Source organism: Bacillus sp. FJAT-29790 (genome assembly GCF_019039215.1).
Classification (GTDB): Bacteria; Bacillota; Bacilli; order Bacillales; family Cytobacillaceae; genus Cytobacillus.
This window is the reverse complement of record NZ_JAHNZZ010000001.1, coordinates 1,325,779-1,349,393: the sequence shown is the minus strand read 5'-3', so window position 1 is coordinate 1,349,393 and position 23,615 is coordinate 1,325,779. Positions and strand designations below refer to the sequence as shown.

The window sequence follows — 23,615 nt, the reverse complement described above, 5'->3', positions numbered from 1 at the left end:
CCCACTTAGTGAAGTTTCACTTTATTCCCTGTTGAGAGTTTATAAAACCATTCATACAATATATTAACATTCCATTTTTAATGTGCGGCTTGGAATTGTGTATTTTATAGGAATCTTTTAAGGGAATACGTTCCCATCGGGGCTTTTTATTTGGAAGAAAAGATTGAATTTAATCGACAGAGAAATAGATGTTTCAAAAATTTCTTCATTGACCCCCAAACCGGATAGGGCCACTCCGAATACTGTAGTAAGAGGAACAAATCTGGAACCGATACAAAAACATGCTCGAAATAAAGGAGGTCTGATTATGATTTTAATTAATGCGGATATTGATCAACTTTTGGAAGCTACGACAGAAATAGCGGAGGACGATTTTCGCTATCTGATCAGACAAATTGAAATTGATACATTGCTCGAAAATACCCAAGACTGGTAAAGTCCAAAAATACAAGTAAACCCGCTCTAGAAAATAAGAGTGGGTTTTTTTGTGTTTTTCATTTGTCTTGAGAAATAAATTATCCTATTTATTCATGATCCGAACTATTAACCATAATGGAAGCGACTTGGGTTAACCGGTCATAAAAAACTGCACCTGCTGGGTGTTCGTCAAGTCCAATTTCCTTAAATGCTTCTTTCATACAACGCAACCAGCCAGTTGCCCTTTTCGGGGTGATTTCGAATGGCAAATGGCGATGTCTCATTGCAGGCGGGCCGAATTCATCACTGTAAAGGGTCGGTCCTCCTAAGAATTGCGAAAGAAACATTCGCTGCTTTCTCATGATCTCTTCCATTTCTCCCTCAAACAACGGACTTAAATCTTTATCTGCATACACTTTGGGGTAAAAGGCATTTACTAATTTATCAATGGTTTCAGCACCGCCGATTTCGGTAAAAAGTGTATTAAATTTATAATCCATTTTTATCACCTACTCATATTATTTTTTAATTTATGCTTATTATAATGATAAAGTATTGGGTATATCGTGATATAAATCACATTTTTCAAAATACATCATATTCCTTATCATTAAAGATACTCTTCATCTGGAAAATGGTTTGCTTTTGTTGAAAGATAAAGTGCAAGTCTCATCATGTCTAAGTAATATTGAAAATGTGATATCATAAGTTATCGAATTTGAAAAAAAGAAGTGATCATAAATGGAAAAACGAAGAGAAAGAAATGTAATAGAAGAAAAAATTCAGCAATGGGATAAAGAACTTGAAAAATATGGGCATATAGAAAATGAAGCAGCCTTATTAACTTCGATTAAAGAAGTGGATTATGGTGAGGAGAAAAAGCTTGTATCTGAAATGCTAACACTAGCAGCGCTCTCAAGAATTGGAAGAATGCAGGAAGATTCTCTTGGCCTAGCATGGATTCATGAAGCAATCAGTCTAGATCCTGAAAATCAAAGAGCAGCTGAATTTTTGACGAAATACGAATGGAAAGATAAGGAGAAAATCTTGAATGTCTTATCTTTTCCGCCACTTCGAGAAACAGATAACAGGCAAGCAAAAAGAAAAACAGCAGAGCAATTCCTTGAAATTTGCCGTCAATTTCTAGATCAGGCAGAAGAGGAAAAAGAAAATTTGCAGAAAATGATGGCAAATGGTCAAAAAATTAAGGATACACAAATTCTACAAACGTACGAGAAAATGGCTGAACTATTAGAAGAAACGATAGATGAGACGGCCTTGCTTTTTAAGGCATCGGAAGAATATGAACAATCAATTGCGGGCGTTTTCTATACATCAACCTATTACAGTGATATGAAGAAACATTTGGACGGGATTGAAAGGTTAAAACGAGAATGGCATGAATTATTTTATGAAGAGAAAGAGGAAAAAGAAGTAGATGTGACTCCACTTATCGAGCTTCAGGATATGATTGGACTTGAATCGGTTAAAGGAAGAGTGAACGACTTTTATCGCTTTCTTAAATATCAAAAAGAACGTAAAACATTAGGATTTCAAACGAAAGATGAACTGAGCCTTCATATGATATTGACAGGAAATCCAGGCACAGGGAAAACGACGATCGCCCGCTTACTAGCAAAAATTTATCATGAGCTTGGCGTTTTGCCTCGTGAAGAAGTGGTTGAAGCAGATCGCTCCCAGCTTGTTGGCGCATTTGTTGGACAAACAGAGGAAAATGTGCGAGCAATCGTCGAAAAAGCGCTCGGGGGTGTCTTGTTTATCGACGAAGCCTACAGCTTGAAAAGAGAAGGGCAGTCAGGAAATGATTATGGTCAAACTGCAATTGATACCCTTGTTTCGTTAATGACCGGAACGGAATACGGCGGGAAATTCGCCGTTATTTTAGCGGGTTATCCGGAAGAAATGCGACAATTTTTGGATGCGAATCCAGGTCTTAGAAGCCGTTTTCCCCATTCAAACCATATTCCGCTACAAGACTATTCGAATGCCGAATTGATTATGATCGCCGAAAAGCTTGCAATGGAGAATGACTATGTTTTAACTGACGGGGCAAAACAAGAGCTTGAAAAACGAATTGAAAACGAGCGGGTCGATGATACATTTGGAAATGCACGGACGGTTAGGAATATCGTATTAGATGCGATATTTAAAAAAGGTACCCAATCCAGTAGGGACAATCATATTTTGGCCTACACATTGCTTGAAAAAGAAGACTTTGAAAATATTGTACAGGAAAAGGATAAAAACCCAAAAGAGCAGTTAGCTAGCTTGGTCGGCCTTGAGACTGTGAAGAAGGAAGTAAACCAGCTCATTTCTTTTGTGAACATGCAGCAAATTAGGCGGGATAAGGGGCTTCCAGTCGTACCAATTCAACTTCATTCCGTTTTTACCGGCAATCCAGGGACGGGAAAAACAACGGTCGCCAAAATATATGCCGAGTTACTAAAAGAATGCGGGTTGCTGAAAAGAGGTCATTTGATCGTTGCAAGCAGAGCCGATTTTGTAGCTGGTTATGTCGGCCAGACTGCGATAAAAACAAAAATGAAAATTAGGGAGGCGCTTGGCGGCGTTCTCTTTATTGATGAGGCCTACTCCTTGCTTTCTTCATCAGGAGGCGACTTTGGGAAGGAAGTTGTTGACACGCTTGTCGATGAAATGACAAAGCATAATGAAAATTTAATTGTCATTTTAGCAGGGTATCCGCAGGAAATGGAAGCCTTGCTACAGAGTAACCCAGGCTTAAAATCAAGATTTAAAAAGTTTTTCTACTTTAACGATTATTCCGCAGAGGAGCTGCTAGAAATCATTGTAAACTATGCTTCGAATTATCAATATGAGATTGATTCGGAAGCATTGAATTATTTAAGGGAATCATTACGAGCTCCGATCAATGGAAATGGCCGTTATGCTACAAATATAACGGATGAAACGATTCAATCTCATGCGATGAGGTTAATGTCTGAGGAGAATGACATAAATCTGGAGAATATTTCTATGCTAAAGAAATCGGACTTTGAAACAGCTATAAAAAAAATGGAAAAGGGGAATAAGGATGCTTATTTCAACTAAGGAAATTGAAGTCAGGTACGCGGAAACGGATCAAATGGGCGTTGTCTATCACGCAAATTATCTCGTCTGGATGGAATTAGGTCGGACCCAAATTATTAAGGATTTAGGTTTTAGCTATGCTGAAATGGAAAAGGACGGAATTATCTCCCCGGTTCTTGATATTCAGGCATCGTATAAAAAGCCGCTTCGGTACGGTGAAAAAGCAATCGTCAAAACATGGATCGAAGAATATGACGGCATTCGTGTTAGTTATAGCTATGAAATCTACACTGAAGCGGGTGAGTTGGCTGTCACAGGAACCTCCAAGCATGTTTGTGTGAAAAAGGATACCTTTAGGCCTATTTCTATTAAGAGAACCTATCCTGTTTGGCATGATGCCTATGATAAGGCAAAAAAACAAACGGTCAATGTTTAATATGTAATATGGAGGTGCAATATTGGCATTTGGCATTAAAAAGAAGGATCTCCAGGAATGGAAAAGAAAAATCGATCGTGGACAAATCGCTTTTTTAACCCATTATTGGCTTGATGAACGTTTCCCTGGCTGCACAACAGTCACAAAAGTTGGCTGCAACGATATGGAGAAACTAATTGAATGGGGAAAGAACCATGGGTTGCAGGCCAAATGGATACATATACGAAAAGACGGTTATTCGCATTTTGACTTAATTGGCGAACGGCAAACAGCTATCCTAAAAGAAGAAGGATTAATGGAACATATTTGGTAAGAAAAAAGAGTTAGCAGACACAATGTCCGCTAACTCTTTTTAGATCGTATACTGGAACACTGGCTCCTGAGCTTTTTCATTAAACTCGACATATAAATCATGCTGGTCAAAATACCATAAATCTTTTTCCTCTATATAATAGGTAATTCCATTTTTTACTGTTTCTGTTCCTGCATTAACAGGCTCCTCATTGGATACACCAAGTGAAAACCCTTGCTGTACCGCGCTGCATCCGCCATATCGGGCAAAAAAGCGAATAAAACCGCCACTTTTCAAGTGCATTTCATCTTGATACCATGCTGCTGCATGATCGCTAATATGTATTTTCATTTTGAAACACCTCCTCAGGGAGCGATAGCCTTATTATATGGTAAGTTCTCCACAATCGCTATTAAAAATGCTTCAGCCCACATACGGAATAAGGCCGCTTAGGATCATAAAGATATTAAATACAATATGCCAGATAATTGCAGGAAGAATGCTCCCAGAGCGAATCGTAATCCCTGCATAGAAAAAACCGCCTACCGCAAATCCGAGGCATACCGCCCATGAGTAGCCGAATGCAAGATGGGACAAACCAAATGCAATGCTAGAAAAGAAGAGCGCGGGCTTTTCACCCGCCAAGTCTACCATCCTAGTTAATAAAATGCCTCTCCAAAGGAGTTCCTCTAAAAACCCATTCACGATTGAAAACAGGAATACGAAAAATAGGAAGGGAGGTGCTAGGCTAAGTTTTGCAAAAGAGATGAAGGGGATAAAAGATACCAAATTCACAAAAATGGCAACTAGCAAAAATACCTTTACTGAAACAAAATGAAATCCTCCCCAAACAAATGGAAATCCAATCTGAGCCTGCCAATTTGGTCTATTCCAGTAGTCGTTTATATTTTCGCTAAATTTCCGAATGACATACACCATGAAAAAAATCGGGATAAGCAGTAAGCAGCGGCTTAATATCATTAACGTGTTAACAGGGTAAGACAAATCATCGATGATTCGATCCCCATATAAGAAGAACAAATAACCGATTAAATAAGCAATGTTCACCCAAACAAAAACCCGCTTTTGATTGGAGACAATCGCCATATAAATGATAAACCCAATAACCATTGCAAAAGCAACCATAAAGAGCTGATATTGAACGGTTAGAACAATAAGAATAAATAAAAAAAGCTGTAAATATTGCATCAATTGGTTCTGTTTTCTCTGTAGTGGCATCAAGTTCACCCTTTCACCCAACATTCCTTCATGCTATTTTACCATTTTTATCTTTATTCAGCAGAGATCTTACTCTACTAAGTGGCGTAATGAGTGCTTTCAGGTATCCAATTTAATGGGGGTTCAAACCCCGGCTGAATAAAGTTAAGCCTCCGGCGACCCCTTAGATTTTTTTAAGGAATTTATCGAGCAAGCTAAGGTGAAAATCTGGACGCAATACGCCAAGGCGAATTTGATCATTGTCATTCTTTGATGAAAATGCAATTTCGCAAGAAAAAGGAATGAGCCCGGTGGTTACCCAGACTCATTCCCGCCATTTATACTCTAAAGTGTTCAATCGATTCGCGCAATTCTAAGGTCAACTTGCGTAAATGATCGGAGATTTGTTTTACCTCATGAACGGATTGACGTTGTTCTTCGGTTGTGCTAGTTACTTCCTCTACGCCTGCTGATGTTTGCTGTGAAATGGCCACCACACTTTCAACTGAGATTGAAATGGATTGGCTGCTCGTTGAAAGTGTCTCACTTGCGCCCGCAATTTCATCAATATCATTTGCAAGGCTGTCAATGAAGCCAATCATGTTTTTATAGCTTTTCGAAGTATCCTCAACCATATTAGCTCCTTGGACTGCTGATTGCCGCCCAAGATCGATATTTTCTAATGCTTTTGACGAATCCATTTGAATTTCTGAGATCAGGCCTGAGATTTTTCCAACGGAATCACTGCTTTGTTCAGCGAGTTTTTTCACTTCCTGAGCAACGACTGCAAAGCCTCTGCCTTGTTCTCCTGCCCGTGCAGCTTCAATGGAAGCATTAAGGGAGAGAAGATTTGTTTGCTCAGCAATATCATGAATCAGTGTGGTGATATCATTAATCGCTTGCAGTTTTCGATCAAGCTCCTGCATAATTGCAGTGGATTCGACTGATTGGGCAACAATTCTGTTCATTTTATTATTCATATTTTCCATGGCGGTTTGGCCTTCAGAAGTGACAGATTTCGTCTCTCTGGCATGTGAAACAATTTTACTTATTCGCTCGGACATGGAGCGAACAGCAAGGTCGTTATTATCAACATGGGTAGAAATATTAACCATATCTGCGGCAAGCTGCTCAGAGCCATTTGCTACATCATTCATCGCAGCATTAACCGTGTTTGTAACGTGAGAAGACACATTCACTTGCTCATTTAGAATCTTTGAATCGTTCTCAACTTCCTGAATTAAATGATTCATTTTGTTTGCCATTGCTTTTAAGCTATCAATCATATGGTTGACAGATGTAAAAAGGATTCCGATCTCATCCTTTGATTGAACATCCATTTTCCGCGTTAAATCTCCATCTGCAACTTTCTGTAAAAAATCAGACAGCTTCTTAATTGGATTGATGAAATACTTTGCAAAAAAGAAGCTTATGAAAATAGAGCCAATAAGAAGAACAATGATAATAATAATCTGTACCGATAATAGTTTAGAAAAAATCGCTTGCAGTTCCGTTTCCGCATTCATAATTCGGTTACTCATATTTTGTGAAATTTGGTCAGAAAAGGATTTCGTTTCTTCTTGCGAAATAACGGAGAAAATCTGCCAGCCTGTGTCCTCGTCCTTATCACTTACATATGTAACTTGTTCCGTATCTAAATAGATGTTTTGACCATTCTTTTCTTTAAAAATTGGCAGTGATGAAATGTTTTCATTTTTTATGACAAGTTCATGATCTTTATAGGAGAGAAGGGCACCTTCTTTGTCGGTTAAAACGACATAGCCTGTGTTCCCGATCTTTGTATCAGCAATCGATGCAGTCAGTTTCTCAAGGGATAAGTCGATCCCGAGAACTCCGTACAATTCATTATTTTTATATAAAGGCATACTGACTGTGACCATGTATTCTTTCCCGGCTGCGTCAAGATAAGCATCTGTTACAAAGAATTGATCTTTTTGCCCGGTTTTTGCAGGAATATACCACGGTCTTGTTGTAGGATCATAGTCCGGTGGCAAATCGTAATCCTCTGGGTAGATAGTAAATCCTTTATTTTCTGTACCTAAGTACATATTGGTAACCATTTCATTTTGGACTGCAATCTTTTCGAATAATGAGATTAAGTCAGTTTGTTGATTCGAAAAGACTTCATTAAAACTGGCGGCAGTCGCTAAATTACTCTTTGCCTGTGATAGTACGTGATTGATCGAGCTTTTCACATTTAGAGTTTCATGGTAGGTTAAAGTACCTGAGTAATGTTCGGCAAACCCAGTAACATCCCTTTTCGCGTCAGAAGAAAGCCCTTGCGTCAAATCCCTGCCATTTTCGGAAAAAAGCTGAACTGAAATATACGTAAACCCCGAGCAAACAGCAATAATGAGAACCATAGTAGATAATACACCGACAATTAATTTTGTTTTTAAAGACATCGAAACTCCCCCTTAAAACCCTTTGAAAACTTTTCTATCTTACATGTATTATAATCGATAGGTACGAGGAACTATTTGGGAAGTTATGAAAGTTATATTACAATTTTCCGAGAGATTGATATTTTCTGATTACATAATTTACAGATCATCCAGCATATGGTGTTGAATTTCCACGTATTTCGCCTCTGCGTTTTTCAACCCGGCGGGACCGGCATCCTTTAAGGGGATTACACGATAATTTTTCAAATTTTGCTGGGCTACATAAGTCGGAAAAAAATCAGGATTTCCCAATTCGATTTGGACTCCGTCCTCGTCAATAATTTTCGTAACCTCAACAGTGGCCATCCCGCCGATATCCTTATAATCCCAATTTTGGCCAGAAAGGAAGTTGCCTAGGGAATAAACAACGAGTGATTTGCGCCCATCAGCCGCTTTCAACCATTCCATCGGCTGTAACACGTGTGGATGGTGGCCGAACAAAATATCGATTCCTTCATTTACGAGAAACTGTGCCAATTGCCTTTGCTCGTCCGTTGGAAAACGCTGATATTCATTTCCCCAGTGAAGGCTCATCACGATGACGTCCGCTCCGACTTTAGCACGATGAATTTCCTCTTTCATTGCTACTTTATCAATCAAGTTGACTAGATACTCTTTTCCTTGAGGTACTAGAATGCCATTTGTGCCGTACGTGTAAGACAAATAAGCGACTTTAATTCCGTTTTTGTTCAAAATCAGTAATGATTGCTTATCTTGTGAATCTCGGAAAGTTCCCACATGTGGAAGGCCAATTTTATCCATATAATCAATGGATGCTAAAAGACCTATCTCACCTTTGTCGAGAGAATGATTGTTTGCGGTGGAAACGAGATCCACACCTGCCGATAATAAGGCATCTCCAACCTCCTGAGGGCTGTTGAATAATGGATAACTTGAGATTCCAAGTGCTGTCCCGCCTAAAATCGTTTCCTGATTTGCAAGCAGAAGATCTGGCTGATGAAGCATGGTTTTAATATGTTGGAACATTGGATTGAAATCATAACCTGTTGTTGTTTTGGCATCGTTGTACAGCCAATCATGAATGAGTATATCTCCAATGGCACCAAGTGTAATCGTTTCTCTAAATGATTTAGAACTTAAAACGGCATGTCTTCCTTCGTGTGTTTGAATAGGTTTGAAGGCCATCTCTGTTTGTTCTGTCTCTTTATACATTTTAAAAATAAGGAATGATGATAGCAAAATTAAACCTAAACATAAAAAACTCGAGAATAAAAGGGATTTGTTCTTTTTCATAGGGAGCTCCTTTACAAAAGCTTTTCATCTACTATAATACAAAATAATGATTTATGGATTGAGATTTTTACAAATGAAAGAAAGTGTTTTATTCGTGGTTTTTGTTCGTGATTGGGTATAATGAAAAGAGAGATGATAATGAGGTGATAGAGTGTTAAAACTTTCAGGGAGCGCAGCAAAGATTCTTGCTGCAGCGATAAAAAAAGAGAAAAAAGATGATTCGGAGACGCTGTATATTCGTTTGTCGATGGGAATTGGCTGAGGAGGCCCAAAGGTTAAGCTGTCTCTGGAGGAGCGGCCATTAAGTCAAGACAAAGTTTTTGAAATTGAAGGTATCAATATTTTGATCCATGAAAATGATTATGTTTATTTCAACCATACGAAGCTAGATTATGTGAATGATGTTTTTGGCACAGGTGGGTTTCAATTAATAAAAATATGAGAAAAGCGGCAGCCAAAAGCGCCGCTTTCTTAGCAAAAAAAATTCAGCTTAATAGGGGGAGCTCAATCTTAAATATTGTTCCTTTTCCAGGCAGACTATTTATATGAATTTGTCCTTCATGTTCCTCAATGATTTTTTTGCAAATGGGTAACCCAATGCCAGTACCGGTCTGTTTCGTCGAATAAAAAGGCATAAATAAATTTTCAATTGTTTCATTAGTCATTCCACAACCGTTATCCTTCACAACAATATATGAAGCAGACTCTTTGATTTCAACCGAAATTTGAATTCTTCCAACTTCTCCACTTTCGTGATTCTCGATTGCTTCAAGAGCATTTTTTAATAAATTTACAAGTACCTGTTTAAGCTGCTTTGCATCAGCAAAGACGATGGGTTCAACTTCTGAAAGTTTAGTTTCTAATTCAACGTTTCGAAGAATCGCTTCACTTTCATATAACATGGAAATTTCCTTGACAATCTTATTAAGAGAGAGATTTTCTTTTTTATGTTCCCGCGGTTTTGCTGCATCCAGAAATTCAAAAATGAGATCATTTGCACGGTTTAATTCGGCGAGGGCAATATTTGCATATTGCTCTTTGCCGATATCACTTAAGTAAGGCTTTAGCAGTTGGATAAATCCTTTCACTGTTGTTAAAGGATTTCTAATTTCATGGGCAATCCCTGCTGCTAGTTTACCGACGTTGGCTAAATAATCTGAAGAGAGGGTCACTTCATGGATTTCTTGGGGTTTGGTCTGTTTTGTACTTAATAACGTGCTCGTTTGCAGAAATCTTCGTTCGGCCTGTGCAACTGTGTTCCTTAATTGTTCGGATTCCGATTCAACAGGGAAGCAAAAAAGGTGACAATGTTTATTTTCTTCAAGAATCTTGTAAACTCGATAAGGGGTATATTTTTCTTGAATTTTCAAATATAAATCAAAAACATTCTTATCGAAAAAAGCAAGGTGGAAAAGCTCAAAATCTTTTTGATTTATCAAACGTGTAAATATTTGTTCTTCCGATTGTATGGACGATGAAAGGATTTTGAAATTTTCATCAATGAAATAATAGGGAAAAGGCAATTTTTCTAAAACCACTCCAGATAAGTGCATAACTAAACCATCCTTTTTAGATTCCTCAACATTTTTAAAAAAACATTTTACTTTCAATCTAATCTATGACGAATAAAATCAGTTTATGTTCAGTTATGTAATATTTTCGTATTTTAAATGACGAGCAGGTCTTTCTTACTAGTATAATATCAGATAATAGTTGGTTGGAAAAATTTTATGAATAATCATCTTAATTTAAGTGAACCAAAATTTCTGAATTGTTATTCTCTTTTGAATACACTATAATCAAATATGACTAGCTTAAGAAGAAAAGGAGGTAATTTTAGTGGAAATTGATTCTTTGTTGTTGAGGGAAATTGTTCAACATTCATTTGATGAAATTTTTATTACAGACAATAATGGAACGGTCTTGCACGTTAGTCCATTTTGTTATGACCTATATGGAGTAGAAGCCCAGAAGATCATTGGTCAAACTGTGGAGGAACTAGAACAACAAAATGTATTAAATCCTTCAGTTTCGAAACTGGTACTCGCTAGTAAGGTAGCAGAATCAAGAATTCAATTTACGAAACTGAACAAGAAGGTTATTGTCTCCGCTTACCCCACTTTTGATGAAGCAGGTGAACTGGAAAGAGTCTTAAGTTTTTCTAGAGATATTACAGAACTGGAGATGTTAAAAGAGAAAAATGAGCAAGTTGCAAGGACGGTGGCTTTACATGAAAAAGAGCTGGAGAGATTGAGAAGACAAAAAGGTATTTTGCAAGATGAGTCAAAAATGCAAAAGTTAATGGAGCTTATTTCAAAAGTGTCATATTTAGATGTTACGATTCTACTTGAAGGAGAATCCGGAGTGGGAAAAACACGACTTGCTCAGCTGGTACATAAAGAATCTTTCCGAAAAGATGAGCCTTATATTGAAGTGAATTGTGGGGCGATTCCAGAAGCTCTTATTGAATCTGAATTGTTTGGTTATGAGGAAGGAGCATTTACTGGTGCAAGAAAGGGAGGAAAAAAAGGTTATTTTGAGATAGCGCAAAAAGGAACGATATTGCTGGACGAAATCGCTGAGCTACCATTACATTTACAGGTAAAACTGTTATCTGTTTTACAGAATCGCAAAATAACAAGGATAGGTGGAAATAAAGAAATAAAGATTGATTGCCGAGTCATTTGTGCTACTAACAAAAACCTTGAACAACTTGTAAAGTTAGGCGATTTTCGCGAAGATTTATACTTTCGAATCAATGTAATAAAAATTGAAGTCCCACCACTTAGGGAAAGGAAAACTGAAATTATTTTACTTATAGATGAGTTTACAAAGGAGTTTAATAAGAAGTATCATCTAAATAAATCCTTTTCGACTGAGATGATCACATGGATGACTCATCAGTATTGGCCAGGTAATGTCCGTGAACTTCGCAACTATATTGAGAAGACAATGATTTTATCCAACGGTGAAAAAATTTGTTTTGCAAGTCTAGACCCAGATTTTACTATAAATCTAGAAGATGAATTGACATTAGGTGAATACATGGAGGCAATGGAAAGGGAATTTATCATTCGGAAGTACGAGAAATATCCGAATAGCATTGCCCTTGGAAAAGCATTAAAAATTAGTCAAGCGACGGCCAACCGAAAAATTAATAAGTATATCAGATCCTCGACAGCGATTTTAAATAAATAGCTATTGAGGATTTTTTTGGCATAAGAATTGCATTATAAAAAATTAACAATATAAAGGAGGTTTTATCTTGAAACGAAAATACGTTCCTATGGATGGGCAATTATCGCCCCGCTTTTGTGGAATTAAAACTTTCATGCGTCTGCCACATATTAAAACGACAGAGGATGTAGATTTTGTCATTGTAGGGTCCCCATTTGATACAGGAGGGACATTTGCAGTTGGCACCCGATTTGGACCTGAAGCAGTAAGATCAATGTCCACATTATTGAAACCTTATCACCCAGGCTTAGAGATTGATATTTTTAAATATTGTTCAGGCGTTGATTACGGTGATTTTGACGTGAATCCGGGATATATTGATGAGTCTTATCAATTAATTGAAGAGCAGCTGGATGAATTGGTTAGTAAAAAAGTTATCCCAATTATTATTGGCGGGGATCATTCTGTTTCACTTCCACATCTTCGTTCAATAGCCAAACAGTACGGTCCTGTAAGTCTTGTTCATTTTGACTCCCATGGTGATACTTGGGACTCTTACTTCGGGAAAAAATATACACACGGAACAGTATTTCGAAGAGCGGTTGAAGAAGGGATCGTGAATCCAAATGAATCTATCCAGATAGGAATGCGTGGTACCCATTATTGCGCTGAGGATGCCCTCGAAGCAAAAGCATTAGGTTATCAAGTAATAACAACAGATCAAGTAAAGGCACTATCGCCAAACGAACTAGGAGAAAAAATAAGACAAAGAGTAAAAAATAATCCCGTTTTCGTTAGTTTTGATATTGATTTTCTTGATGCCGCTTTTGCACCTGGAACTGGGACACCTGAAATTGGAGGTTTTAATACTTATGAAGCTCAACAATTTGTTCGCCAGCTTACTGGCTTAAATATTATTGGCTTTGATCTTGTGGAAGTTCTACCTGATCGAGATCCTACAAAAATTACAAGTATTGCCGCAGCAAATATTTGTTATGAATTTATCGGGCTTATTGCCTGGAATAAACGTAAAAAGCAAAATGCTCTATTTGAAACAAATCAAATGACTAAAGCATAACAAGCTAATAAAAATAATTACTTTCCAAATTGTTTTCACATTAACAAGTTACCCATGTTAATTAGAGTAGAAATTTATTAAAAACGGGGGGGACTTTCGATGATAACAAATTTAGACTATATAGTCATTCTAATTTATATAGGAATACTTGTTGGGATTGGTATATTTAGTGTCCGAAAAATTGAAGATGAAAACGACTTCTTAGTAGCAGGGAGAAGGTTAAGTTACAATTTATATGTCCCAGCATTAGCCGCCGTAGTATTAGGCGGCGGCTCTACTTTTGGAAGTGTTGCTTTAGGTTATCAATACGGAATTTCCGGTATGTGGTTAGTATTTATGTTTGGATTCGGTATTTTTGTAATTGGAATATTTTTTTCTAAGAAGTTGAGCAAGCTTAAAGTATTCAGTGTAAGTGAAATGTTAGGTGAAAAATATGGGCAAAGTAGTAGGCTGATTAGTGGATGGATTATGATTGTATACGATTTCATGATCACTGTTACAGCCAATATCGGAATGGGGCTAATGTTTTCAGCGATATTTGATATAAAGTTATCGACAGCCATCATTATTGGAGGTCTCATCATGCTTGCTTATACGATACTTGGCGGAATGTGGGCAGTGACCCTGACAGATGTAATCCAATTTTGGGTACTCGCTGTTGGCTTTATTTTGATATTGATGCCACTAGGGATTTACAATGTAGGAGGAATTTCTGGAATGGCAAGCAAGCTCGACCCATCATTTTTTAACATTGCAAATATTGGTGGGAAATCAATCTTTGCTTTTTTCTTAATGTTCACATTTGGAATCATAATTGGGCAAGATATTTGGCAAAGAGTATTTACAGCTAAAGATGAAAAAATTATGCGGAAAGGAACAATTATTGCTGGCGTTTTTTGTGTTATTTATGGGATTGCTGGCGCTATTATCGGTATGGTAGCAAGCATTGTTTTACCAAGGCTTAATGATCCCCAAACAGCTTTATCAGAGCTTATTATGACCATCTTACCAACCGGGATTGTTGGTCTAGTCATTGCAGCAGTTATATCAGCCCTCATGTCAACTGCATCGGGTACCATTATGGCTACTTCTACAATTGTGGTAAATGACTTTCTCCTTCAGACATTCAAAAAGGATTTTAGCGAAAAACAAAAAGTGAAATTAACAAGAATCGTTATTCTAGTTGTGAGTTTGTTGGCAATTGGAGCTTCAATTTATCTTGAAAACCTTATTGTTGCTCTCGACGTTGCTTATGCATTACTATCTGGGAGCATATTCTTACCTGTTATAGCAGCATTGTTTTGGAAAAGAATCACAAGCAAAACTGCTCTAATTTCCATGTTGATTAGCTCGATAGTTATTATTGTGGATTTGTCTATTGAAGGTGCTTCATCCTTAAATGCAATTATCTTTGGGGTTGCAGCAGGGGGGATTATCATGCTTATTGGTGCATTTAAAACAAAGCCAATAGAGATTCCTGCGGAAAAATCAAGTACGATATAAAAAAGGGTCAGATGTAACTAAAGGGGGAATCGTCTTGAAAATGGGCTTTACGTTGTAAAGCTGTTTCCAAGACGATTCCCCTATTTGAAATGATTTAAAGCCACTTTATTTTCGGCTCTGTTTTGTTAATTATCCGCTTTATGTTTGCTTGGTGCCTGTAAATGACAAAAAGGGCAAGGAGTGATGTAACAATAATAAGTGGCGGATCTCCGTCAATGAATCCATAGATAACAGCGGCAACAGCTGCAAGCATGGAGGCGAGGGAAACGTATTTCGTTATGTATAGAAAGATAAAAAAGATCGCTAGCATGATGATGAACATAAGGGGTGCTGCGCCTAATAGAATACCGCCGGACGTAGCCACGGCTTTTCCGCCTTTAAATCCTGCAAAAATAGGATACATATGGCCGACAACAGCGAAAATTCCTGCGGCCAGCGGGTGCATTTCAGACCCGAAGCATAATGGAAGTAATGTCGCCAGTGTTCCTTTCAAAATATCAGCAATCGTAACAATCATCCCAGCTTTAAAACCTAACGTTCGAAAAGTGTTTGTCGCTCCTAAATTACCGCTCCCATGCTGACGGATATCTACCCCATAGAACACTTTCCCGACAATTAATCCAGAAGGAATCGACCCGAGTAAATAAGCTAGAACAATAATAATACCGTATACTGCCATAAAAATTCTCCTTCAAACTTTTTCTGCGTTAATATATTGTACCACGCATTATGTGAAGGACACCATGTCAATTGAAAAGATAAACAGAAGTTTTTAAAAAAATTAACAATAGGGTTTACAAACAAAAGAGAATAAAGTAATATCACCGAAAATTTCAAAATGCAAAAATACCTGAAAAATGGTTCAGCAATATGCCTTTAGGTGTCATTCGTGCCAAAGGAATGATCGCGACAACAAAGCCAGATTGTACACTTAGACTTTAATATGCTGCTGGACAATTAGAAATGAAAGTAATCAATAAAAGCAACCGTACTGTATTAGTGTTAATTTGGGATGAAAATGCTGTAAAAGTAACTCAAAAAAAATACGCTGATTTAATTTAAAATAAATTAATATCCTAGGCTTTTTGTCAAAACAAAAGACTGTTTTCGTAAAGTTTGTTGTTATCGGGAATAAACAATGCCCGTTCCTTTTCGCTACAGGCACTGTTTTTAATGTTGATAAAAGCAACAATCTTTTAGAAAACAGCCAAACAAAAAGAGCAATTACGCTCTTTTTTGTTATTAATTTTACTGGCAACCTAAAGCAGTTCAATCCTTATTCACCTACTAGCTTTTCTTTTTTTACATGTACTTTTATACGCTCATTGCTCATTAGGAAGATAAAAATTACCGCAAATATTGCAGGCACAAGTGCCCACATAAATGTTTGTGCAATCGAAGAAGAGAGTGCGGATGTAATCTTCTCCAAGATAGGTGCAGGAATGTTTGCACGTGATTCAGGGGATAGTAGGGCCCGTGAATCGCCAAAGTTTCCCCCATTCCCCATCCCAGAGAACGCTTCTTTCAAATGATCTGCGAAAAGGTTGCGTTGCATAATACCGAATATCGTTATCCCTAGTGTCATCCCAAGTGAACGGAAAAACGTAATTGATGAAGTTGCGGCACCACGCTGTCTCATATCGAAGCCGTGAATGCCAGACATGCTTAACGTAGAGAATGAAAAGCCGACGCCAAAGCCTGTGATAATCATATAAAGTGTCATGATTTGGCGGCTAGTATCCGGTGAAATGGTACTTAATAAGGATACACCCGTTATTAAGAAAAAACCGGAGCAAATCATAATATTACGATAGCTTGTTTTTGTTGTCATGAAACCGCCAATTTGGCTACCAAAAACAGATCCGAGCATCATTGGTGTTAAAATGAGTCCGGAGTTTGTAGCTGTTCCGCCAAAAACCCCTTGAACAAAAATCGGAATGTAAATCGTTGCGATAATAAATGTCGCCCCGTAGAAAAAGGCGATCGCGTTACTCGTTGCAAATAACCGCTTTCTGAACATTTGAAAGGAGATAATTGGTTCAGATGCTTTCGTTTCGACAAAGAGAAAAATAATAAAAAATCCAACAAATGCGCCGTACAAACTGAGAATGACGCCTGAGGCCCACTCGTATTGATTACCACCTAGCTCTAGGGCAAACATTAAACATACGACCGCACCCACGAGGGTAAGTGCGCCCAGCCAATCAATTTTCTGCTTCCGATGTTCGAGTGATTCTTTATAAAAGAAAATAATAAAAATGAATGAAAGAATACCTAAAGGCACGTTTATGTAGAAAATCCAGTGCCAGCTAACATACTCGGTAATGTAGGCCCCAAGTAGCGGACCAAAAATACTTGATGTTCCAAAAACTGCTCCAAAAAGGCCTGTCATTTTTCCACGCTTTTCAGGAGGGAAAATATCAAAAATAATCGTAAAGGCGATCGGCATGATTGCTCCGCCGCCAACTCCTTGAATGGCACGATAAATGCTAAGCTGTGTTATGCTTTCAGCAGTTCCGCAAAGGATCGAACCAATTAGGAAAACGGCTAAACCGAAAATAAAGAATCGTTTACGCCCATACATATCAGACAGTTTTCCGAAAATGGGTGTACCTGCCATAACAGTCACCATATAGGCCGACGTCACCCAAACAAACTTGTCAAAGCCGCCAAGTTCGGCAACAATCGTCCCCATCGCAGTCGCAACGATCGTATTATCCATTGCCGCCATTAATATCGCCAGCAATAATCCCGCGATCACAAAACCAAATTTACTTTCTTTTGTTACCATATTTTATCTCCTCTTCAATTAATTTTCATTTTATTACTTTAATATTTATTATACAGCCATATGCCCTTATTCCCTAAATTTATTGCTTTTTTCAATATAGATTTAAAGACAAAACAATAAGAGGTCATGCTGTCGTTGAACGACAATAAAGATGTTTCAAGTAAAAGATTGAGCATTCAACCCACTGATAAAGAGAAACCAAAAGGGCATACTAAGATATATTTTCAAGTGGGAGGATATAAATTTGAGTACAAAAAAGAACGTATTATCTATCTTCGCCTTAGGCGGCTTGAATGAAATCGGAAAAAATATGTATGCGATCGAATATTCAAACGATATCGTGATTATCGACTGTGGCAATAAGTTTCCTGATGAAAGTTTATTAGGAATTGATTTGATTATCCCTGATATCGCTTACTTAGTAGAAAATAAGGATAAAGTCAGGGCTTTAATTGTCACACATGGACATGAAGATCATATCGGGGGGATACCGTTCTTCTTAAAAAAATTGAATGTACCCGTTTATGCCACGCGTTTCACACTAGGATTAATTGAAATTAAATTAAAAGAACATAAACTTCTAAGAGAAAGCGAACTTGTTGAAATTAACTCAAACTCAAACTTGAAAATCGGAGAAATGAGTGTGAGCTTTTTCAAAGTGACCCATAGTATTCCCGATTGCTTGGGAATGGTCTTTCACACACCAGAGGGGAATATTGTACATACGGGAGACTTCAAGTTCGACTTAACCCCTGCGACTAATGAGTATTCGGACATTCATAAAATGGCTGAAATCGGCAAAGAAGGGGTCTTGCTTCTATTGTCCGAGAGTACTAATGCAGAACGTCCAGGTTTGACCCCATCGGAACAAATGGTAGGTGAAAATGTGGAAGTAGCTTTCATGAAAGCCGAACGTAAGATTATTGTTTCAACCTTTGCTTCAAATATTAGTCGCGTTCAGCAAGTCGTGAATGCTGCGCAAAAAACAAAACGAAAACTTGCGTTGCTTGGACGAAGTATGGTTAATGTTGTAGAGGTTGCTATGGAACGCGGTTATTTAACAGTTCCTGAGGGAATGTTAATTGGCCCGAATGAAATTAATGAAATGGCTCCTGAAAAGGTAGCTATATTATGCACAGGGAGTCAAGGAGAGCCATTGGCAGCTCTTGCCCGCCTGTCCACTGGAAACTTTCGCGGTGTCGACATTTTACCTGAAGATACGGTTATCTTTGCAGCGGGCCCAATACCCGGGAATGAACGAAATGTCACGAGTATCGTTGACAATTTATTTGCACTTGGAGCCAAAGTGATTTATGGATTAGGAAGTACATCCGGAATGCATGTTTCCGGCCATGGTTATCAAGAAGATTTAAAACTAATGCTTACATTAATGAAACCAAAATATTTTATTCCTATTCACGGTGAATTAAGAATGCTGCACCATCACCGTTTGTTAGCTGAATCGGTTGGAGTAGAGCAAGGAAACACGTTTATTATCAATAATGGCGATGTCGTCGATATCGAACATGCCATTGCCCGTCAGACCCGGAAAATACCGGTTGGGAATACCTATATAGACGGGGGGGATGTCGGTAATGTTGGGGAATTTGTGTTACGAGACCGCAAACAGCTTTCAGAGGATGGGATGCTCATGATTATATTAACTATGAGAAAAGCGGAGGGAAAACTGATTTCTGAACCCGAAACCATTTCTCGTGGATTTATGGATAAAGATTTCTCGGAACTCCGAAGAGGCGTTAATCGACTTACTACAGAAACTGTTAACGAGCTACAAGAAGCAAATAGAAACTCATGGAATGTATTGAAAAAACAAATAAAAAAATCAATCCGACAATATGTATATACACAGACTAAGAAAGAACCAATGATCGTTCCTATCCTTATTGAAATTTAATAGGGGAAGTTTTAAAAAATGAATTAATTGATCTTCAACAACTGGGCGCATTTCTTCAGCAAGGATTGCGTTCGGGATGCTTTGGGCCAAAGTGTATTCAAGAGCGTGATGTTAATGTAGCCATTGCTGACCCAACAAGACGTAAATTGCTGCGTTTGTTGGCAGAGGCAAATGAGTTACCTCTTCACGAATTAACTGCTCAATTTCAAATGGTTAACATTCATCTCGAACAAACCGGAATCTCAAATGATCAGGCAGCCGCAGGCGCTACGTATGGGTTGATTAACAGGTTCGGCGAGCTTGAAAAGGTGTTAGAGGAAATGTAAGACCAAACCTCTGATCTTTTTTATAGTATTAAGCTAGCATATAGGAAAAAGCAACGGCTCGGTATAGGACTGAGCCGTTTGCTTATTTAGTACAAATATTGATACAAAACACATTACAAATTCAGGTGGAATTTTGATTAAAGAAATATATCGAAATATTAAGGAGTTGTTTCAAAATGAAAAAGGTTACACCATTTAAGATTGGGAAGATCCACATCATTGATTCGTATACAATTATATGAATTTGTCGATTCGAAAATAACACAACACTGAAAAGGAGCTTATTGGTTTAAAAGAATATTAAAAGACTGTGTTGCGAGATTAACATCAATAAATTTAACAACTTTATTTTAACCCCGTTCTAAAAATCAAAACGGGGTTGTGAGTGTTTGAGGTTTCAGACATTAAATAACTTTAGTTACTATACTACTATAAGCTCTTTTTTTCATTATTTAGGTTTAGTTAAGAGCTGTTTTAATAGTTTCCAAGTTCTTTTCCATAATGCTGAAGTAATCTTCTTTATTTTTAATATTTTCATCTGTAACCGCTTCAAGGTTATGAAGTGTTAAAGAACCAGCGCCAATTTCTTTTTGAATAATCTCAGCTACTTTCGCTGATAGATTTTGTTCAAAGATGACGTAGTGGATGTCATGCTTTTTTGACTCTTCGATAATATTCTGAAGCCCTTTTTGAGAAGGCTCCTGAGTGGGGGATAGACCAGAAATCGAAATTTGCTCGATCCCATAGCGATTTTGCCAGTACCCATATGCAGCATGGGAAACGAGAATATACTTCGTTTTGGCACTGTTAACTGTGTCAGCAAACTTGCTATCAAGCACTTCTAAATCACCTTTTAGCTTTTCAAAATTTTTCTCAAATTCATCTTTGTGATTCGGCATTTGTTCAACTAGAGCATTCTTAATATTTTCTGCTAGCTCAATAGATCTAATCGGGTCAAGCCATACGTGCGGATCATGATCGCCGTGATGGTGTCCGTCCTCATCATGTGCATCGCCGTCATCATGGCTGTGCTCTTCCTCATGAGCAGCTCCATCATCATGGCCGTGCCCATCTTCATCAACGTGTTTATGTTGATGGTTTGATTCGATCAGTTCAATACCTTCTGCCGCCTTAACTATTTTCACTTTGGCGTTCTTTAAAGATTTAACTGCTTTATCGGCGAATCCCTCGATACCTGCACCTGAATAGAGAAATAAATCAGCATCAGCGATTTGAGTCATTGTTTTTGTAGTTGGTTCAAATGAGTGTGCATCAACGTTAGGAGGATAAACACTTTTTACTTCAACGCGTTCACCGCCAATTTTCTTCGTGAAATCTTCTAAAGGGAAAATCGTTGTAAATACGGTTAATGTATCTTTTTCGTTGCTTTCATCTGTAGTAACCTCTTTGTTATTTCCGCATCCGCCTAAAAAAGAGGCGAAAATAAGCACAATTGTAAATAAAGCTCCTTTGATCTTCAATGTTTTCATCTCCAAAAAAAATATTCGTTTTCTATGCCGGTTTCTATGAAAATAGGTGATTGATTTCAATTCAACATGAAGTGGTATAATCGTAGCATCCGCATTCATCTTCTTCAAGAACCTAATTAATTCCAAAGCATTGCTTTCTAATCTCCAACTCAATAGTAACCATTACGATTTGTATTTTACACGATTATATTATCGGTTGTAAACCATTTTCGTAACTATTACGATTTAAAAAGTCATATGCATGCTATGAAACTTTTATCATCCTTTATACGTTTATTATTATGGGAAAAGGAAATGATAAATAAAAGCTATTCCAATAAATTAACTTCCCAATTACATATATATTCGTTACGATAGTTTTAAGGGAGGAATTGAAGAATGGCTCGAGTGGAATTACATAAACAAAAGCCTCTTGCGAAGAAGTGGATACTTGCTGGACTTTTGTTTTCTATTGTTTTAATTATTTCTAGTATATTACTATTTTTATATCCTTTTGCTTCAACTGTGAAAGAATCATATTTTCAAGGGGAAAACCCGATATTATTCGAGGGAAAGCAGGCTGGAAATGCTATTGTTGAGGGTGATAGTGTATACTTGCCGATATCCTTCTTGCAAGAATTTATTGATGACTCAATCATTTTTGATGAGAAATCGAATTCTATTATTATTACAACAAAAAATAAAGTCGTGCAAATGCCTTCCGAATCACTCACTTATTATGTGAATGAGAAGCCAGTGGAATTGCATTTTTCTGTATTTAAAGAGAAGAACAATGAAATGTATTTGGCGCTTGAACCTTTGTTAGCCTATTACCCGATCGTATACCAGGTATTGCCGGAAACGAATGCTGTTTGGTTAAAGAAAGATGGTCAAGAAATCAAACGGGGAATGGTTACGAAAAAAGACGTGCATGAAGAAAAGCTTCGTTTGCGAACAGATGCCAATTTGCAATCACCTTATACGGACCAAGTTCTATCTAAAGAAAACATATACATAGAAGGGGAAAAGGAAGAATACTACTTTGTTAGGAAAGAAAACGGCTCGGCTGGATATTTGAGAAAAGAGTTTGTAATAGAGGATTCCACCGAAAAAGTGGCAGTTGCTAGAGAACAGGAGAATGTGACTTTGCCCAAATTAAAAGGACCAATTCAACTCACATGGGAAGCGGTCTATTCCAATAATCCTGATACAACTAAAATCCCGAAGATGCCTGGAGTCAACGTCATTTCTCCTACATGGTTTGAGCTAGGAGCTGCAGACGGAGCTATTAAAAATCTCGGTTCGCTGGAGTTTGTGAACTGGGCGCAAAAACAGGGATATCAAGTATGGGGCTTATTTTCCAATGCTTTTGATCCCGCGCTAACACATGAAGCCTTCAAAAACTTTGAAACAAGGCAAAATATAATTCGCCAACTCATACACTTTAGTAAAATGTATCATTTAAACGGAATTAACCTAGATATTGAAAATGTAAACCCAGTGGATGGACCTCTTATTACACAGTTTGTTCGTGAAGCAGTCCCTTATTTTCATGAGGCTGGTTTAGTCGTTTCGATGGATATTACCTTTATTTCTGATGCTGGAAATTGGTCAGTTTTTTATGAAAGAGATAAACTAGCTAATCTTGTTGATTATATGGTTGTCATGGCCTATGACGAGCATTGGGGTACATCACCAAAAGCTGGAAGTGTGGCTAGCTTGCCATGGGTGGAAGGAAACCTGAAAAGGTTGCTCGAAGTTGTACCAAATGACCGGTTAATCTTAGGTGTCCCTTTATATGCAAGGCTTTGGGAAGAAAAAAATTCAGGTGAAGTTTCTTCTAAGGCGCTTTCGATGGGGAAAGTGAAGGAATGGCTGACGAACAATGGACTAACACCGATTTATGATCAAGCAAGTGGGCAAAACTATGCTGAACTTTATTCCGAAAAGGAGCAAACAACGTATAAAATATGGCTTGAGGATGAGCTGTCGTTATCAAAACGTGCGGACTTAGCGAGTAAATATGGTTTAGCCGGAGTGGCGAGTTGGTCAAGGTATTTTGCTGATGAGTCGGCTTGGGCTGCGCTCGAGTTGGAAAAGAAGCAAGTGACAAAAAAATAGTGAAATAAACGGCTGGAGATTCCGGCCGTTTTTTTATTTTACGAACCCTAATTAATAGGGTTATTTTACACTTAACCGATAAAA

18 protein-coding genes and 2 pseudogenes are annotated in these 23,615 nt (G+C 37.7%); 10 read left to right on the top strand and 10 right to left on the bottom strand.

Annotated features, from left to right (window positions below):
• The first annotated feature begins 307 nt into the window (after nucleotides 1–307).
• On the top strand, nucleotides 308–436 hold the full coding sequence (locus BGM26_RS21655) for a hypothetical protein (RefSeq protein ID WP_302053223.1): 129 nt from the start codon (nucleotides 308–310) through the stop codon (nucleotides 434–436).
• A gap of 88 nt (nucleotides 437–524) precedes the next feature.
• Here BGM26_RS21655 and BGM26_RS06275 read toward each other — a convergent pair whose 3' ends face one another.
• Nucleotides 525–917: a globin domain-containing protein gene (locus tag BGM26_RS06275; protein WP_217038843.1), complete on the bottom strand. Its 393-nt coding sequence runs from the start codon at nucleotides 915–917 to the stop codon at nucleotides 525–527.
• 241 nt (nucleotides 918–1,158) lie between these two features.
• On the opposite strand from BGM26_RS06275, the gene BGM26_RS06270 reads away from it, so the two are divergent.
• The 3 genes from BGM26_RS06270 to BGM26_RS06260 are packed head-to-tail and all read left to right on the top strand — an operon-like array spanning nucleotide 1,159 to nucleotide 4,235.
• The gene (locus BGM26_RS06270; RefSeq protein WP_217038842.1) at nucleotides 1,159–3,507 is read left to right on the top strand and encodes an AAA family ATPase; all 2,349 of its coding nucleotides are present in this window, start codon (nucleotides 1,159–1,161) and stop codon (nucleotides 3,505–3,507) included.
• Nucleotides 3,491–3,922 (top strand): acyl-CoA thioesterase, encoded by a 432-nt coding sequence (locus BGM26_RS06265; protein ID WP_217038841.1) that lies wholly within the window; start codon nucleotides 3,491–3,493, stop codon nucleotides 3,920–3,922. The genes BGM26_RS06270 and BGM26_RS06265 overlap by 17 nt, the downstream gene beginning before the upstream one ends.
• A 22-nt stretch (nucleotides 3,923–3,944) precedes the next feature.
• The gene (locus tag BGM26_RS06260) at nucleotides 3,945–4,235 is read left to right on the top strand and encodes a hypothetical protein (protein ID WP_217038840.1); all 291 of its coding nucleotides are present in this window, start codon (nucleotides 3,945–3,947) and stop codon (nucleotides 4,233–4,235) included.
• A 39-nt stretch (nucleotides 4,236–4,274) separates the two neighbouring features.
• Here the strand turns inward: BGM26_RS06260 and BGM26_RS06255 are convergent, their stop codons facing one another.
• The 6 genes and pseudogenes from BGM26_RS06255 to BGM26_RS06235 all read right to left on the bottom strand — a co-directional run bounded on the left by BGM26_RS06255 (nucleotide 4,275) and on the right by BGM26_RS06235 (nucleotide 10,704).
• On the bottom strand, nucleotides 4,275–4,565 hold the full coding sequence (locus tag BGM26_RS06255) for a HesB/YadR/YfhF family protein (RefSeq protein WP_217038839.1): 291 nt from the start codon (nucleotides 4,563–4,565) through the stop codon (nucleotides 4,275–4,277).
• A gap of 72 nt (nucleotides 4,566–4,637) precedes the next feature.
• Entirely contained in the window at nucleotides 4,638–5,453 is an 816-nt protein-coding gene (locus BGM26_RS06250; RefSeq protein ID WP_217038838.1) for a CPBP family intramembrane glutamic endopeptidase, read from the bottom strand.
• A 317-nt stretch (nucleotides 5,454–5,770) separates the two neighbouring features.
• On the bottom strand, nucleotides 5,771–6,589 hold the full coding sequence (locus tag BGM26_RS21900; RefSeq protein ID WP_483297795.1) for a methyl-accepting chemotaxis protein: 819 nt from the start codon (nucleotides 6,587–6,589) through the stop codon (nucleotides 5,771–5,773).
• A 123-nt stretch (nucleotides 6,590–6,712) separates the two neighbouring features.
• Nucleotides 6,713–7,816, bottom strand: a pseudogene (locus BGM26_RS21895) (methyl-accepting chemotaxis protein); the annotation flags it as partial.
• Nucleotides 7,817–7,996: 180 nt separating this feature from the next.
• Nucleotides 7,997–9,151 (bottom strand): CapA family protein, encoded by a 1,155-nt coding sequence (locus tag BGM26_RS06240; RefSeq protein ID WP_217038836.1) that lies wholly within the window; start codon nucleotides 9,149–9,151, stop codon nucleotides 7,997–7,999.
• 485 nt (nucleotides 9,152–9,636) lie between these two features.
• On the bottom strand, nucleotides 9,637–10,704 hold the full coding sequence (locus tag BGM26_RS06235; protein WP_217038835.1) for an ATP-binding protein: 1,068 nt from the start codon (nucleotides 10,702–10,704) through the stop codon (nucleotides 9,637–9,639).
• A 286-nt stretch (nucleotides 10,705–10,990) separates the two neighbouring features.
• Between BGM26_RS06235 and BGM26_RS06230 the strand changes: the two genes are divergently transcribed.
• The 3 genes from BGM26_RS06230 to BGM26_RS06220 all read left to right on the top strand — a co-directional run bounded on the left by BGM26_RS06230 (nucleotide 10,991) and on the right by BGM26_RS06220 (nucleotide 14,909).
• Nucleotides 10,991–12,349 carry a sigma-54 interaction domain-containing protein gene (locus BGM26_RS06230; protein WP_367949271.1) on the top strand — a complete coding sequence of 453 codons (1,359 nt, stop codon included), beginning with the start codon at nucleotides 10,991–10,993 and terminating at the stop codon, nucleotides 12,347–12,349.
• A 67-nt stretch (nucleotides 12,350–12,416) separates the two neighbouring features.
• Nucleotides 12,417–13,406, top strand: a complete 990-nt coding sequence (gene speB / locus BGM26_RS06225) for an agmatinase (RefSeq protein WP_254119075.1) — start codon at nucleotides 12,417–12,419, stop codon at nucleotides 13,404–13,406.
• 99 nt (nucleotides 13,407–13,505) lie between these two features.
• Entirely contained in the window at nucleotides 13,506–14,909 is a 1,404-nt protein-coding gene (locus BGM26_RS06220) for a sodium:solute symporter family transporter (RefSeq protein WP_217038834.1), read from the top strand.
• Nucleotides 14,910–15,003: 94 nt separating this feature from the next.
• Here BGM26_RS06220 and plsY read toward each other — a convergent pair whose 3' ends face one another.
• Both plsY and BGM26_RS06210 read right to left on the bottom strand, forming a co-directional pair.
• Nucleotides 15,004–15,588, bottom strand: coding sequence for a glycerol-3-phosphate 1-O-acyltransferase PlsY (gene plsY, locus BGM26_RS06215; RefSeq protein ID WP_217038833.1), 585 nt, complete (start codon nucleotides 15,586–15,588; stop codon nucleotides 15,004–15,006).
• 597 nt (nucleotides 15,589–16,185) lie between these two features.
• Nucleotides 16,186–17,700 carry an MDR family MFS transporter gene (locus tag BGM26_RS06210; RefSeq protein WP_217038832.1) on the bottom strand — a complete coding sequence of 505 codons (1,515 nt, stop codon included), beginning with the start codon at nucleotides 17,698–17,700 and terminating at the stop codon, nucleotides 16,186–16,188.
• 244 nt (nucleotides 17,701–17,944) lie between these two features.
• Here BGM26_RS06210 and BGM26_RS06205 point away from each other — a divergent pair, with 244 nt between their 5' ends.
• The gene (locus tag BGM26_RS06205) at nucleotides 17,945–19,615 is read left to right on the top strand and encodes a ribonuclease J (protein WP_217038831.1); all 1,671 of its coding nucleotides are present in this window, start codon (nucleotides 17,945–17,947) and stop codon (nucleotides 19,613–19,615) included.
• A gap of 95 nt (nucleotides 19,616–19,710) precedes the next feature.
• Nucleotides 19,711–19,827, top strand: a pseudogene (locus BGM26_RS21805) (transcriptional regulator); the annotation flags it as partial.
• A 572-nt stretch (nucleotides 19,828–20,399) separates the two neighbouring features.
• On the opposite strand, the gene BGM26_RS06195 reads toward BGM26_RS21805, so the two are convergent.
• Entirely contained in the window at nucleotides 20,400–21,422 is a 1,023-nt protein-coding gene (locus BGM26_RS06195) for a metal ABC transporter solute-binding protein, Zn/Mn family (RefSeq protein ID WP_483297772.1), read from the bottom strand.
• Between the two features lie 387 nt (nucleotides 21,423–21,809).
• Here BGM26_RS06195 and BGM26_RS06190 point away from each other — a divergent pair, with 387 nt between their 5' ends.
• Nucleotides 21,810–23,531: a glycosyl hydrolase family 18 protein gene (locus BGM26_RS06190; RefSeq protein ID WP_217038830.1), complete on the top strand. Its 1,722-nt coding sequence runs from the start codon at nucleotides 21,810–21,812 to the stop codon at nucleotides 23,529–23,531.
• Nucleotides 23,532–23,615 lie beyond the last annotated feature (84 nt).

Coding starts and splice junctions, on each gene's coding strand:
- BGM26_RS06220 (WP_217038834.1), top strand. CDS start 13,506: ATGATAACAAATTTAGACTATATAGTCATTCTAATTTATATAGGAATA.
- plsY (WP_217038833.1), bottom strand. CDS start 15,588: ATGGCAGTATACGGTATTATTATTGTTCTAGCTTATTTACTCGGGTCG.
- BGM26_RS06235 (WP_217038835.1), bottom strand. CDS start 10,704: ATGCACTTATCTGGAGTGGTTTTAGAAAAATTGCCTTTTCCCTATTAT.
- BGM26_RS06270 (WP_217038842.1), top strand. CDS start 1,159: ATGGAAAAACGAAGAGAAAGAAATGTAATAGAAGAAAAAATTCAGCAA.
- BGM26_RS21900 (WP_483297795.1), bottom strand. CDS start 6,589: ATGAATGATGTAGCAAATGGCTCTGAGCAGCTTGCCGCAGATATGGTT.
- BGM26_RS06190 (WP_217038830.1), top strand. CDS start 21,810: ATGGCTCGAGTGGAATTACATAAACAAAAGCCTCTTGCGAAGAAGTGG.
- BGM26_RS06265 (WP_217038841.1), top strand. CDS start 3,491: ATGCTTATTTCAACTAAGGAAATTGAAGTCAGGTACGCGGAAACGGAT.
- BGM26_RS06240 (WP_217038836.1), bottom strand. CDS start 9,151: ATGAAAAAGAACAAATCCCTTTTATTCTCGAGTTTTTTATGTTTAGGT.
- BGM26_RS21655 (WP_302053223.1), top strand. CDS start 308: ATGATTTTAATTAATGCGGATATTGATCAACTTTTGGAAGCTACGACA.
- BGM26_RS06255 (WP_217038839.1), bottom strand. CDS start 4,565: ATGAAAATACATATTAGCGATCATGCAGCAGCATGGTATCAAGATGAA.
- BGM26_RS06275 (WP_217038843.1), bottom strand. CDS start 917: ATGGATTATAAATTTAATACACTTTTTACCGAAATCGGCGGTGCTGAA.
- BGM26_RS06210 (WP_217038832.1), bottom strand. CDS start 17,700: ATGGTAACAAAAGAAAGTAAATTTGGTTTTGTGATCGCGGGATTATTG.
- BGM26_RS06250 (WP_217038838.1), bottom strand. CDS start 5,453: ATGCCACTACAGAGAAAACAGAACCAATTGATGCAATATTTACAGCTT.